The organism is Solwaraspora sp. WMMD792 (genome assembly GCF_029626105.1).
In the GTDB taxonomy this organism is placed as follows: Bacteria; Actinomycetota; Actinomycetes; order Mycobacteriales; family Micromonosporaceae; genus Micromonospora_E.
This window is the reverse complement of the sequence record NZ_JARUBH010000009.1, coordinates 5695192-5708306: the sequence shown is the minus strand read 5'-3', so window position 1 is coordinate 5708306 and position 13115 is coordinate 5695192. Positions and strand designations below refer to the sequence as shown.

The 13115-nt window shown below is 71.4% G+C and carries 11 protein-coding genes; 7 read left to right on the top strand and 4 right to left on the bottom strand.

The genetic code is table 11. The annotated features are described in order from the left end of the window. The first annotated feature begins 55 nt into the window (after positions 1–55). The 7 genes from O7629_RS26525 (at position 56) to O7629_RS26495 (ending at position 8659) form a co-directional block, all read left to right on the top strand. A complete protein-coding gene (locus O7629_RS26525) occupies positions 56–2215 on the top strand; it encodes a molybdopterin oxidoreductase family protein (protein ID WP_278172599.1) in 2160 nt (719 codons plus the stop codon). 14 nt (positions 2216–2229) lie between these two features. Beyond that, positions 2230–2577 (top strand): molybdopterin oxidoreductase, encoded by a 348-nt coding sequence (locus O7629_RS26520; protein ID WP_278172598.1) that lies wholly within the window; start codon positions 2230–2232, stop codon positions 2575–2577. Position 2578: 1 nt separating this feature from the next. Further along, on the top strand, positions 2579–5065 hold the full coding sequence (gene nirB, locus O7629_RS26515; protein WP_278172596.1) for a nitrite reductase large subunit NirB: 2487 nt from the start codon (positions 2579–2581) through the stop codon (positions 5063–5065). Next, the gene (locus O7629_RS26510; protein ID WP_278172594.1) at positions 5062–5496 is read left to right on the top strand and encodes a Rieske (2Fe-2S) protein; all 435 of its coding nucleotides are present in this window, start codon (positions 5062–5064) and stop codon (positions 5494–5496) included. The genes nirB and O7629_RS26510 overlap by 4 nt, the downstream gene beginning before the upstream one ends. 202 nt (positions 5497–5698) lie before the next feature. Further along, a complete protein-coding gene (locus O7629_RS26505; protein ID WP_278172592.1) occupies positions 5699–7063 on the top strand; it encodes a nitrate/nitrite transporter in 1365 nt (454 codons plus the stop codon). A gap of 11 nt (positions 7064–7074) precedes the next feature. Next, on the top strand, positions 7075–8319 hold the full coding sequence (purD, locus tag O7629_RS26500; RefSeq protein WP_278172590.1) for a phosphoribosylamine--glycine ligase: 1245 nt from the start codon (positions 7075–7077) through the stop codon (positions 8317–8319). A gap of 64 nt (positions 8320–8383) precedes the next feature. After that, entirely contained in the window at positions 8384–8659 is a 276-nt protein-coding gene (locus O7629_RS26495; protein WP_123606462.1) for a DUF2795 domain-containing protein, read from the top strand. A gap of 96 nt (positions 8660–8755) precedes the next feature. On the opposite strand, the gene O7629_RS26490 is transcribed toward O7629_RS26495, so the two are convergent. The 4 genes from O7629_RS26490 to O7629_RS26475 all read right to left on the bottom strand — a co-directional run bounded on the left by O7629_RS26490 (position 8756) and on the right by O7629_RS26475 (position 12718). Beyond that, positions 8756–10336 carry an AMP-binding protein gene (locus O7629_RS26490; RefSeq protein ID WP_278172589.1) on the bottom strand — a complete coding sequence of 527 codons (1581 nt, stop codon included), beginning with the start codon at positions 10334–10336 and terminating at the stop codon, positions 8756–8758. 96 nt (positions 10337–10432) lie between these two features. Continuing rightward, positions 10433–10885, bottom strand: a complete 453-nt coding sequence (locus tag O7629_RS26485; protein WP_278172588.1) for an SCP2 sterol-binding domain-containing protein — start codon at positions 10883–10885, stop codon at positions 10433–10435. Between the two features lie 94 nt (positions 10886–10979). Then, positions 10980–11942, bottom strand: a complete 963-nt coding sequence (locus O7629_RS26480; protein ID WP_278172587.1) for a class I SAM-dependent methyltransferase — start codon at positions 11940–11942, stop codon at positions 10980–10982. Next, positions 11939–12718, bottom strand: coding sequence for a PIG-L family deacetylase (locus tag O7629_RS26475; protein ID WP_278172576.1), 780 nt, complete (start codon positions 12716–12718; stop codon positions 11939–11941). Before O7629_RS26475 ends, O7629_RS26480 begins: the two co-directional genes overlap by 4 nt. Positions 12719–13115 lie beyond the last annotated feature (397 nt).

Below are 13115 nucleotides of genomic sequence, written 5' to 3'. Positions count from 1 at the left end.
ACCGATGTGACGTGGGCAATACGATAGCGCAACGTCGATTTCCCACTCTTGGGCGATGGGCGACCACGGCAGTCCCGACCTGGGCCCGAGCGTGCCGACCCACTGCCCGTACTGCTCCCTGCAGTGCGGGGTACGGATGCGGCCGGCGCCGCCCCGACCGCCCGTCATCGAGCCAGCGGACTTCCCCACCAACCGGGGTGGGCTGTGCGCCAAGGGCTGGAGCGCGCCGGAACTGCTCGACCACCCGGACCGGCTGCTCACCCCGCTGGTGCGCACCGATCCGGCCGACCGGCGCAGCCCGCTGCGCCCGGCCAGCTGGGACGAGGCCCTGGACCGGATCACCGCCGCTGTACAGACCAGCCAACACCGGTACGGACCGGCCAGCGTCGGCCTGTTCGGCGGCGGCGGGCTGACCAACGAGAAGGCGTACCAGCTCGGCAAGTTCGCCCGGGTCGGGCTGCGTACCCCGCACATCGACTACAACGGCCGGTTCTGCATGTCGTCGTCGGCCACCGCCGGCAACCGGGCCTTCGGTATCGACCGAGGCCTGCCGTTCCCGCTGGCCGACATCGCCGACGCCCGCGCGGTGCTGGTCGTCGGCGGCAACCCGGCCGACACCATGCCACCGGCGATGCAGTACTTCGATGCCGGCCGGGCCGCCGGCGCGGTCCACATCGTCGCCGACCCGCGCCGCTCGGCGACCGCCCGGGGCGCCGGCATCCACCTGCCGGTGGCCCCCGGCACCGACCTGGCGCTGGCCAACGGGCTGCTGCACATCGCCGTCCGGGCCGGCTACGTCGACCAGGCGTACATCCGGGAGCGCACCACCGGGTTCGACGCGGTCCGCACCGCCGTCGCCGGCTACTGGCCGGACCGGGTGGAGCGGATCACCGGGGTGTCCGAGGCGCTGCTGCAGCGTACGGTGCACGCGCTGGCCACCGCGCCGACCGCGATGATCCTCACCGCCCGCGGTGCCGAGCAGCACAGCAGCGGTACGGACACCGCGCAGGCGTACATCAATCTGGCGCTCGCCCTCGGCCTGCCCGGCCGGTCCGGCAGCGGCTACGGCACCATCACCGGGCAGGGCAACGGCCAGGGCGGCCGGGAACACGGCCAGAAGGCCGACCAGCTGCCCGGTTACCGGCGTCTCGACGATCCGGCCGCCCGCGCCCACGTCGCCGCGGTGTGGGGCGTCGATCCGGGCGAACTGCCCGGCCCGGGGGTCTCCGCCACCGAGATGATCGACCGGATCGGCACCCCCGGCGGGGTGCGCACGATGCTGGTGTTCGCCTCCAACATTCTGGTCTCCGCGCCCGACCGGGACCGGGTCGCCGACCGGCTGGCCGCGCTGGACTTCCTCGCCGTGTCGGACATCTTCCGGTCCGAGACGGCCGCCGTCGCCGACGTGGTGCTGCCCACCGCCCAGTGGGCCGAGGAGGACGGCACCATGACCAACCTGGAGGGCCGGGTGCTGCGCCGCCGCCGGGTGCTGCCGCCACCGGACGGGGTACGCGACGACCTGAGCGTGCTGGCCGCGCTCGCCGACCGGCTCGGCCGGGGCAAGTACTTCTCCGCCGACCCGCAGACCGTCTACGACGAGCTGCGCCGGGCCAGCGCTGGCGGGATCGCCGACTACGCGGGCATCAGCTACCAGCGCGTCGAGGCCGAGGACGGAGTGTTCTGGCCGTGCCCGGCCGACGACCATCCGGGTACGCCGCGACTGTTCACCGAACGGTTCGCCACCGCCGACGGGCGGGCCCGGTTCATCCGGGTGGAGCACCGGGATCCGGCCGAACTGCCCGACCGCAGCTACCCGTACCTGCTCACCACCGGCCGGATCATGGGCCAGTACCAGAGCGGGAACCAGACCCGCCGCTCGCCGTCGCTGAGCAGTACGGCCAGCGATCCGAAGGCGGAGATCCACCCGGACCTGGCCCGCCGGCTCGGCATCGGCACCGCCGACCTGGTCGAGTTGACCACCCGCCGGGGGCGGGCGGTGTTCCGGGCGTACCTGACCGAGCACATCCGCCCCGACACCGTCTTCGTGCCGTTCCACTGGGGCGGCCTGGCCAGCGCCAACGCGTTGACCGATCCGACGTTGGACCGGCACTCCCGGATGCCGGCGTTCAAGGTCTGCGCGGTCGCGGTCCGCCGCCTCGCCGGACCGGCCGGAGCCGGCCCGAGCAGCGCCGCCCCGGACGATTCCGCCACCTGACGAAGGGACCCACCATGCAGTCGACCCCACGTTTCCTGCAAGGAGTGTTCGCGTTCGACGGCAAAGGGCTGGACACGCCGCTGCCGCTGGACGGCAGCCTGCGCTACACGGTGCCGGACGGGCTGGTCGCGCAGACCGTCTACTTCCGGGGCGGGAACAGCTCCGGCGAGCTGGTCTACGTCCTGCTGCTACGCGACGGCGAGCCGATGCGCTACTTCCCGATCGGCGCCCGCGACGCGGTGCACGTGCCGCTGCGGGTCGTCGAGGACCTGGCCGCCGGCACCGTGGTGGAGCTGCAGGTCGCCGCGCCGGCCGGCACCACCGGCACCGTCGTGCTCGATCTCGGCCTGGTGGAGGTGTGAGTTGACGCAGCGACGACCGCGGCTGGTGGTGGTCGGCAACGGCATGGCCGGTGCCCGTACCGTCGAGGAGATCATCGACCGGGTCGGCCCGGACCGGTACGACATCACCATGTTCGGCGCCGAACCGTACGGTAACTACAACCGAATCCTGCTGTCCAACGTGCTCTCCGGCGTCGAGGCCGAGGACGGCATCTTCCTCAACAGCCTGCCCTGGTACGAGGAGAACGGCATCACCCTGCGGGCCGGCGTGGAGGTCACCCGGATCGACCGGTTCGCCAGGGTGGTGCACGCCGTCGACGGCACCACCACCCCGTACGACAAGTTGGTGATCGCCACCGGCAGCGTGCCGTTCGTGCCGCCGATCGACGGTGCCCACCACCCGCGCCGCGGCTTCCACCAGGGAGTTTTCACCTTCCGCACGCTCGACGACACCCGGGCGATGATCCGCTACGCCCGCGACCACCAGCGGGCGGTGGTGATCGGCGGCGGGCTGCTCGGCCTGGAAGCGGCCCGCGGCCTGCAGCAGTACGGCGTGTCGGTGACCCTGCTGCACGCCGCCGGGCATCTGATGAACGCGCAGCTCGACGCCACCGGCGGCGACATCCTGCGGCGCAGCGTCGAACGGCTCGGCATCGACGTGGTCACCAAGGCCCGCACCGAGCGGATCCTCGGCCGGGACGCCGTCGAAGGGGTCCGGCTCGCCGACGGGCGCACGTTCGCCGCCGACATGGTGGTGATCGCCGCCGGGATCCGGCCCAACACCACGCTCGCGCAGGTCAGCGGCCTGCCGGTGGAGCGAGGGATCGTCGTCGACGACCACCTGCGGGTGCTCGACGAGCCGGACATCTACGCGGTCGGGGAGTGCGTGCAGCACCGTGGCCAGACGTACGGCCTGGTCGCGCCGCTGTGGGACCAGGCGAAGGTGCTCGCCGGGCAGCTCACCGGCACCGACCCGACGGCGGCGTACCACGGCTCGCGGACCGCGACCAAGCTGAAGGTCGCCGGGGTCGACGTGGCCGCCATGGGGGTGACCGCGCCGGAACGCGACGACGACGAGTTCGTGGTCTTCGCCGAGCCCCGGCGCGGCGTCTACAAGAGCGTGGTGGTCCGCGACGACCGGCTGATCGGTGCCACCCTGGTCGGCGACGTGAGCAAGGTCGGCTTCCTGATGCAGGCGTTCGACCGGGGCTCGCCGCTGCCGGAGGAGCGGGTCCGGCTGCTGTTCGACCTGGGCGGGCCGCCGGCCGAGGTGTCCGCCGCCGAACTCGACGACGACGCCCAGGTCTGCAACTGCAACGGGGTCAGCAAGGGCGCGCTGGTCGCCACCGTCGCCGGCGGGGTCCGCACGGTGAGCGGGGTGATGGACGCCACCCGGGCCGGCAAGGGGTGTGGCTCGTGCAAGAGCCTGGTCGGCCAGATCGTCGAGTGGGCCGCCGGCGGCGAGGTCGCGGAGGACCCGGCCGCCAACTGGTACGTGCCCGGGGTGCCGATGGACAAGCCGACCCTGATGGCCGAGATCCGCGCCCGCGGGCTGCGCAGCGTGTCGGCGGTCTTCGAGGCGCTCGCCGACGGCCGTGAGGACGCCAGGAGCAAGATGGGGCTGGTGTCGCTGCTGCGGATGATGTGGGGCGACGAGTACGTCGATGAGCGCGGCGCCCGGTTCATCAACGACCGGGTGCACGCCAACATCCAACGCGACGGCACCTTCTCGGTGGTGCCGCAGATGAAGGGCGGCTGCACTACCCCGGCCCAGCTGCGCCGGATCGCCGACGTGGCCGAGAAACACCAGGTGCCGCTGGTCAAACTGACCGGTGGGCAGCGCATCGACCTGCTCGGCATCCGCAAGGAGGACCTGCCGCAGGTGTGGGCCGACCTGGACATGCCGTCCGGGTACGCGTACGGCAAGAGCTTCCGGACCGTGAAGACCTGCGTCGGCAGCGACTTCTGCCGGTTCGGCCTGGGTGACTCGACCGCGCTCGGCATCGCGATCGAGGAACGGTTCCAGGGGCTGGAGGCGCCGGGCAAACTCAAGCTGGCGGTCACCGGGTGCCCGCGCAACTGCGCCGAGGCGTACGTCAAGGACCTCGGCGTGGTCGCGATCGAGGGCGGCCGGTGGGAGATCTACGTCGGCGGCGCGGCCGGTGCCCACGTACGCAAGGGCGACCTGCTGGCCACCGTCGACACACCGGATGAGGTGATGACGCTGACCGGCCGGTTCCTGCAGTACTACCGGGAGAACGCGAACTGGCTGGAACGCACCTACGCGTTCGTGCCCCGGGTCGGCGTCGACCGGCTGCGGGAGCTGATCGTCGACGACGTCGACGGCCTCGGTGCCGGACTCGACGAACGGATGGCGGCGGCGGTGGCCGGCTACCGGGACCCGTGGCGGGAACGGGACGCCCCGGCGACCCCGGGGCAGTTCCGGACCGCGTTGCCGCTGGTGCCGCTGCCGGCGGTGCCGGTCCGCGCCGAGAGCAGCCGGTCGTGACCGCCGTGAACGGTGGCCAACCGACCGCTGACGGGCCGGTCGGCGGCGGTTCCACCGTGACCGCCGTCGACGACGGCCGGCTGGTCGAGCACCGGATCGGACCCGGCGGCGACATCCCGCCCGGCGAGGGCCGCGCCTACCCGGTCGCCGGTGAGCTGGTGGCGGTGTTCCGGCTGACGTCGGGGCAGCTGCGGGCGGTGTCGGCGGTCTGCCCGCACGCCGGCGGTCCACTCGCCGACGGGCTGATCGACGCCGAGGTGGTGGTCTGCCCGCTGCACCAGCACGTCTTCGAGCTGGCGACCGGATGCTCCCGGAGCGGGCAGCCGGCACTGCGCAGCTATCCGGTCCGGCAGGACCCGGCCGGCACGGTGTGGGTCTCGGCACCGGCGGCACGGGCCTCGGCACCGCCTGCCGGTGGCGACGGCCGGTAGATCTCACAACGTCGGGGCCGGCCCGGTGCGAACCATGACCACGCCCCGACATCACCGTTTTCCACGCCAGGAAACATTCGGTTCATAACCTGACTCCCCAATGCCACCCCGGCCGACGCCCGATCATCGCCGATCCGCAAACGTCGCTCGGCAGCATCTCGATCGCCACCCTACGGCACCCGATGGCTAAGGAGCCAACCTGATGGCCAACGAGACAGTCAACGCGGAGACCATCGAGACCCGCCCCCAGGAGAACCGGAAACGGTGGATCGCCCATTGGGAGCCGGAGGACCCCACCTTCTGGCGTACGGTGGGCCGGCCGGTGGCCCGACGCAACCTCATCTTCTCCATCTTCGCCGAACACATCGGCTTCTCGGTGTGGCTGCTCTGGAGCATCGTGGTGGTGCGGCTGAGCAGCGCCGGGTGGGACCTCAGCGTCAGCCAGACGCTCTGGCTGACCGCCGTACCCAGCGGTGTCGGGGCGTTCCTGCGGCTGCCGTACACCTTCGCGGTGCCGATCTTCGGCGGCCGCAACTGGACGGTCGTCTCCGCCCTGTTGCTGATCATCCCGTGCGCCGGTCTCGCCTGGGCGGTCAACAATCCGGAAATCGGGTACGGCGCCCTATTGGTGATCGCCGCGACAGCCGGATTCGGGGGCGGAAACTTCGCATCCAGCATGGCCAACATCTCGTTCTTCTACCCGGAACGGGAAAAGGGCTGGGCGCTCGGCCTGAACGCCGCCGGCGGCAACATCGGCGTCGCGGTGGTGCAGTTCCTGGTGCCGAAGGTGATCGTGCTCGGCGGTGGGCTGGCGTTGTCCCGGGCCGGCCTGATGTACATCCCGCTGGCGGTCATCGCGGCGGTCTGCGCCTACCTCTACATGGACAACCTGGCCGAGGCGAAGGCGGACGTCGAACCGGTCTGGTCGTCGCTGCGCCACCCCGACACGTGGATCATGTCGCTGCTCTACATCGGTACGTTCGGCTCGTTCATCGGCTACTCGGCGGCGTTCCCGACCCTGCTCAACGCGGTGTTCAACCGGCCGGACATCGCGCTCGGCTGGGCGTTCCTCGGCGCCGGGATCGGCTCGGTCGCCCGGCCGCTCGGCGGTCGGCTCTCCGACCGGATGGGCGGTGCCCGGGTGACCGCGGCCAGCTTCGTCGTCCTAGCCGCCGGCGCCTACGCGGCCCTGTGGGCGGTGCAGCAGCAGAACCTGGGCGTCTTCTTCGTCAGCTTCATGGTGCTGTTCGTCGCCACCGGCGTCGGCAACGGGTCGACGTACCGGATGATCTCGAAGATCTTCCGGGTGAAGGGTGAGGACCGGGGCGGCTCTGCGGAGACGATGCTGCGGATGCGCCGGGAGGCGGCCGGCGCGCTCGGCATCATCTCGTCGGTCGGCGCGTTCGGCGGCTTCCTGGTGCCGATCTGTTACGCCTGGGCCAAGTCGACGTACGGCAACATCGAGCCGGCGCTGCGCTTCTACGTCGTGCTGTTCGTGGTGATGCTGGCCGTCACCTGGTTCGCCTATCTGCGGCGGGGTTCCCGGATGGCGCAGGCCGGCGTCTAGGATCGGCCGTTGTGCGCGTACTTCTCATCGGCAGTGGCGGACGCGAGCACGCGCTCGCGTCCGGCCTGGCCGCCGACCCCGCCGTCGACCAGTTGATCGCCGCTCCGGGCAATCCGGGCATCGCGGAGGTGGCCGAGCTGCGCCCGGTCACCGCCACCGACCCGCAGGCGGTCGCCGCGCTCGCCGTCGAGGTGGCGGCCGACCTGGTCGTGGTCGGCCCGGAGGCGCCGCTGGTCGCCGGGGTCGCCGACGCGGTACGCGCCAAGGGCATCGCCTGCTTCGGGCCGTCCGGCGCGGCCGCCGTCCTGGAAGGCTCCAAGAGCTTCGCCAAGGACGTGATGGCCGCCGCCGGGGTGCCGACCGCCCGCGCCGTGACCTGCCGGAGCGCCGACGAGGTGGCCGCCGCGCTGGACGCGTTCGGCACCCCGTACGTGGTGAAGAACGACGGGCTGGCCGCCGGCAAGGGGGTGGTGGTGACCGACGACCGGGCCGCCGCCCTCGGCCACGCCGAATCCTGCGGGCAGGTGGTGGTCGAGGAGTACCTGGCCGGGCCGGAGGTGTCGCTGTTCGTCGTCACCGACGGCACGGCGGCGGTGCCGCTGCTGCCCGCCCAGGACTTCAAGCGGGTGGGCGTCGGCGATACCGGCCCGAACACCGGCGGCATGGGTGCGTACGCGCCGTTGCCGTGGGCACCGCCGGACCTGGTCGACCAGGTGATGGCCGAGGTGGTGCACCCGACGCTGGCCGAGATGCGCCACCGGGGCACCCCGTTCGCCGGGCTGCTCTACGTCGGGCTGGCGGTCACCGCCGCCGGCCCCCGGGTGATCGAGTTCAACGCCCGGTTCGGCGACCCGGAGACCCAGGTGGTGCTGGCGCTGCTGGAGACCCCGCTGGCCGGCCTGCTGCACGCGGCGGCGACCGGTACGCTCGCCGACCACCCGCCGCTGCGCTGGCGGGACGGGGCAGCGGTGACCGTGGTGCTCGCGTCGGCCGGCTACCCGGCGGCGGCCCGCACCGGCGACGTGATCACCGGTGCCGGACAGGCCGGGATCAGCCACGCCGGCACCGCCCGCGACGCCACGGGGCGGTTGGTCTCGGCCGGTGGTCGGGTGCTCAGCGCCACCGGCGTCGGTGCCGACCTGGCCGGCGCGCGGGACGCCGCGTACCGGCTGCTGGCCGGGGTCGACCTGCCCGGCGGGCACTTCCGGGCGGACATCGCCCTGGCCGCCGCCGAGGGCCGGATCACCCTGCCCTGACCCGGGTGCCGGATCACCCCGTGCCGGCCGGATAGCGGCCCGCCCGGCGGGTACGCCCCGGCGCATGGGGACGAGCTACCAGGACGTACTGGACAGCCTGAACGAGCTGGACTTTCCCGCCGACAAGGAACAGATTGTCGCGGAGGCGCGGCGGGTCGGTGCCAGCCCCGGCGTGGTACGCGCGTTGCGCGGCCTGCCGCCCGTCGAGTACGCCAACCGTACGGAGGCGGCCCGTTCGGCGCACATCGACGCCGCGCCGGAGCAGGACCCGGCCCAGCGGGCCGCGCGGGCGCGGTTCCGGGACCACCAGCGGGTGGCCCAGCATCTGCGCCAACCGTGAGTGCCGGGTGAGTGCCCGATGTGCGCCGAGTGTCTGGTCCGGGTCCGGGTCCAGGTCCGGGTCCAGGTCCAGGTCCGGGTCGGGGCCCGGGTCCGGTCAGCTGCCCGTCGGCCGGGGCAGGTCCCGGGTGACCACCTTGCCGGCGGCGTTGCGTGGCAGCGCCGACAGGAAGATCACATGCCGGGGGACGGCGAACCGGGCGCGGTAGCGGCGCACGTACTCCCGGACCGCCTCGGCGTCGAGCGTCTCCTCCGGGTGCAGCACCAGGTACGCGGCGAGCCGCTGGCCGTACTCCGCGTCGGGCAGGCCGACCACCGCGGCCTCGCGTACCTGCGGTAGCTGGGCCAGCAGGTCGGCGACGTCGGACGGGAAGACGTTCTCCCCGCCGGAGACGATCATGTCGTCGGCCCGGCCGCCGACGAAGAGCAGCCCGTCGGCGTCGACGTGGCCGAGGTCGCCGGTGCCGAGCAGCCCGTGCCGGCGTTCGGCCGTGCCGTCGTCGCTGGTGGTGTAGCCGTCGAAGAGCAGCTCGTTACCGACGAAGATCTGCCCGACCTGCCCGGTCGGCACCGGTTCGCCGTCCGGCCCGAGCACCGCCAGCCGGGTGCCGTACGGGGGCCGGCCGGCAGTGTTCGGTGCCCGGCGCAGGTCGGCCGGGGTGGCGATGGCAGCCCAGGAGACCTCGGTCGACCCGTACAGGTTGTAGAGCACGTCTCCGTACCGGTCCATGAACCGGGTGGCGATGCCGCCGCCGAGCGCCGAGCCGCTGACCGCGACCACCCGCAGCCCGGTCGGCTGCTGCCGAGGCTCCGGTACGTCGTGCAGCAGCCGTTGCAGCATCACCGGCACGGCGAACAGAGCGGTGCAGTCGTGCCGGTCGACGGCGGCCAGCGCGGCTGCCGGCTCGAATCGTCGGTGCAGCACCACCGTGGCCCGCAGCGCGAACGCGATCTGCAGGGCGGCGTACCCCCAGGTGTGGAAGACCGGCGTGGCGATCATGATCCGGTCGTGGACCCGCAGCGGGATCCGGTCGATGATCGACGCCAGCGGTCCGAACCCGGTCGGGGTCCGTCGCCGGGCGCCCTTCGGGGTGCCGGTGGTGCCGGAGGTGAGCACGATGGTGCGGCCGTCGCGGCGCGGCGGCTCCAGCCGGGTGTCCGTCGGTGCGTCGCGCAGCAGCTGCGCGACCCGGGTCTCGTCGACCCGGATCACTGCGGTGTCGACCTCGACGACCTGTTCGCCGAACTCGCGGTCGTGCAGCAGCACCCGCAGCCGCTGCTCGTCGGCGACGGCGGCGAGCTGCGGCCCGGCCAGCCCGGTGTGCAGCAGTACGGTGTCCGCGCCGAGCAGCCCGGCGGCGACCATCGCGGTCACCATGTCGGGGTGGTTGCGGCAGAGCAGGCCGATCCGGTCCCCGGCGGAGACGTCCAGCGCGGTACGCAGCGCGCCCGCCAACCGCTCGGCGCGGTCCAGCAGCTCCCGGTAGGTCAGCTGTTGTCCGCTGTCGTCGATGAGCGCGACCCGGCGCGGATCGCGGGCGGCGGCCTGGCGCAGTTCGCCGACGAGGGTGAACCCCCAGCGACGCAGCGCGGCGAGTTGGGCGACGGTCCGCACCGGCGAGCCGGGGGTGAGCACCCCGCGTCGGGTCAGCGTGGAAATCAGGAACGGCAGGTCCACCGGCACACACACCCCCAGCTGCGGGCGTGACCGGTCGGAGGGATGGTCGACCCCGCTGATACAGGACACGTATCGGGCGGGGCTACGGATCGGTGGTCAGCCCTTGGGGATGTCGAACAGGTTGGGGATCTGGGCGGCAAGTCCGAGATCGCCCTTAGCCTTGAGTTTGCCGGTCATGAACATCATCATCGGGTTCGCGGTGCCGGCGACGACCTTGAGGAAGTCGACCGGTCCGAGGGTCAGGCTCAGTCGCGGTTCGCGCTCGGCGGCCGGGGATACCACGCAGGTGCCGTTGTCGACGACGATCTCGTAGGTGTCGGTGCCGCCGTCCGGCCGGCCGGTGATGTTCCAGTGGATCACCGCGCTGGTGGCGCCGGCTTTCTCCGGACGGAACAGGACGGGCATCCGGTTGAACACCTCGTCGAGGACCTTGCCGCGCAGGTCGCCCTGCATCACCTCGGCGATCTTGGAATCCGGGGTGGTCTTGACCAGCTTGCTGAACTCCTTGGCGTCGATGGACGCGAAGTTGGCCGGGTCGAACTCGGTCATCGCATACCCTCCAGATCGGAACGTCGGGCCTACCTTAGCGTAATGTTACGCGTCGGTAGGTTTGGCCGGTGGGGCCTGACGCAGATCGGGCAGGTCAGCGCGCCAGCAGCTGGTCCGTCGCACCGAGTAGCGATCCCGGGTCCTCCTCGTAGCGGTCGTGGTACGGCCACTCGGTCTCGACAAGGCCTACCGGGCCCGGCGCGATCACCAGCCATCCCCGTTTCCATACGCCGCCGCCGGTCGTCCGCCGCTGGGAGACGAAGATCTGGACTCGCAGCCCGTGCTCGGTCAGCCCGAGCCAGTCGGCGAGCCGGTCCCGGAAGGGGTCGCCCGGATAGTCGTTCATCGCGAGGTTGACCTCGACGACACCACCGGACTCCAGCTTCCGGGGCACTTCCCGGAAGAACTTCTGCAGGATCGGTTCACCGGCCTCGAGGAGGTCAACGAACTCGTTGCCCTCCTCGTTCGTCGGTGAGTTGAAGACGATCCGGGAGAACCGCCCCTCGGCTGGCTCGAACAGGTCCCCCTCGTCGAAGGTGACATTTGTCAGCCCGTTGAGTGCGGCGTTGAGCCGCGACAGGGCGACGGCACGCGGGTTGACGTCCAGCCCGAGAACTGCGTCGTACCGGTCGGCGAGTACCAGAGAGAGCACCCCGGAGCCGCAACCCATGTCCAGCGCGCGGCTACCGCCGCGGCCGAGCATCAGCCGGATCAGCAGGTCCGCTTCCCAGAGCGGGTCGATGTACCAGCGGTGTTGCACGTCCTCATCGACGTCTGGGTCAGTCAGCACCACGACGCCGTGCAACTGGTGGCCGCGCAGCGGGGACGACAGATGCCGACCGTCGTCGAGTGCGATGCCACTGTCCAACAGCACCCGTCGGCAGTCCGCACCGATCTCCGCGGCCAGTTCGTCCGGGTCGACCGCGGTGCCGCAGAGCAGGTCGGCCAGAGGTGTCTCCCGCTCGCCGCCGATCACCTTCCGCATGGCGTCGCCGAGTTGCTGGAGTGCCGCCGCGTCGGCACGTTCCGGGTGAATGGCTGAACCACCGACGATCATGCGCTACTCCCGGGAGTTGGTTCCAGAGCTGGGATGGAGGCGGAGGTTGACCAAAAGACCTCCTGGCGTAGTGGCCCCTCCCAGGCCAGGAAGTGGGGATGGTCCACGGCGAGACCTGCCAGCTGCGAGGCATGGCAGCGGAGCATGGCGATCTTCAGCCGCATGGTGGGGTCGTCGAGGCGGGCGATCCGCGGGCTTGCCACGTCCACTAGGTGGGCCAGGGCAGCGAGCTGCGGCTCCCACTGGTCGGCGATGGGTCGCTCGGAGTCGGGTGCGTCCCAGCCGGAGCCGAACGCGTACGGGCAGTCGGCGTAGAAAATCAGCGGGCAATCGGTATCGGCTCCGGCGACAGCGGCCAGAACGGCGTCCCGGGTGCCGACATGGTCTGGGTGGTCACCGATACCGACCGGGATCCACAACCGCACGTCCCGCCGGATCAGGCAGGCGAGTGCCGACACCACCATTTCCGACGGGAAGCCGCTGCGGTACGGAGCATCCGGGACCGGAAGGTGCATCACCGAGTTGCCGGCGACCGCTGCGGCGGCCCGATCCTCAGCGGCCCGTCCTTTGGCAGCGGCGGGACCCGATTCGAAGCCACACAGACGGTCCCACTCCTCATGGCTCCTCTCCTGGTTCTCTGCCGGCACGCCGCCACACACGGTGATCAGGAGTGTGGAGTGCCCGGCATGCAGTGCCGAGGTTGCCGAGAGTACGCCATCGTCGAAATGCGGCGAGACGACGATGTCCGTTATCGCCGAGTAGTCCTGGTCGGGCATTCGGCGCCCTTTCGAGGGATGGTGGGCGGAGGCCGGGCTGGACCGTTTGAAGCGATTGTGGCAGCGGATATCCCCAAGCGAGGTCGACTTTGTCGTGCGGTGGCGGAAGTTCCGGCGGGGTTTGATACTAAGATGGAGCCGAATGACCGTCAAGCAATCCGATGGCGGCTTTGTCGGTGTCTGATATGGGCGGTTCACGCATATCCGCCGGTATGTCCGTCCGAGTGGAATTGGTGCGGATCTTTCGGCGGGGTGGTTGGGCGCGCGGCTCCGTACGTCTTCGAGCGCCTGGGTGGGGTCCAGTAGGCAAAGCTTCGGTACGATGTGGAATGTGCACTGGTGGCGGTGCGCCTCGGTCCGATCGCACCGAATCCGCGCCCGCTGCCGTCAATTGCCT

Bases quoted from the DNA above. Each gene is read 5' to 3' on its own strand.
- O7629_RS26495 (WP_123606462.1), top strand. From the start codon at position 8,384: ATGGGGACGAGCTACCAGGACGTACTGGACAGCCTGAACGAGCTGGAC.
- O7629_RS26485 (WP_278172588.1), bottom strand. From the start codon at position 10,885: ATGACCGAGTTCGACCCGGCCAACTTCGCGTCCATCGACGCCAAGGAG.
- O7629_RS26525 (WP_278172599.1), top strand. From the start codon at position 56: ATGGGCGACCACGGCAGTCCCGACCTGGGCCCGAGCGTGCCGACCCAC.
- O7629_RS26505 (WP_278172592.1), top strand. From the start codon at position 5,699: ATGGCCAACGAGACAGTCAACGCGGAGACCATCGAGACCCGCCCCCAG.
- O7629_RS26480 (WP_278172587.1), bottom strand. From the start codon at position 11,942: ATGATCGTCGGTGGTTCAGCCATTCACCCGGAACGTGCCGACGCGGCG.
- O7629_RS26475 (WP_278172576.1), bottom strand. From the start codon at position 12,718: ATGCCCGACCAGGACTACTCGGCGATAACGGACATCGTCGTCTCGCCG.
- O7629_RS26520 (WP_278172598.1), top strand. From the start codon at position 2,230: ATGCAGTCGACCCCACGTTTCCTGCAAGGAGTGTTCGCGTTCGACGGC.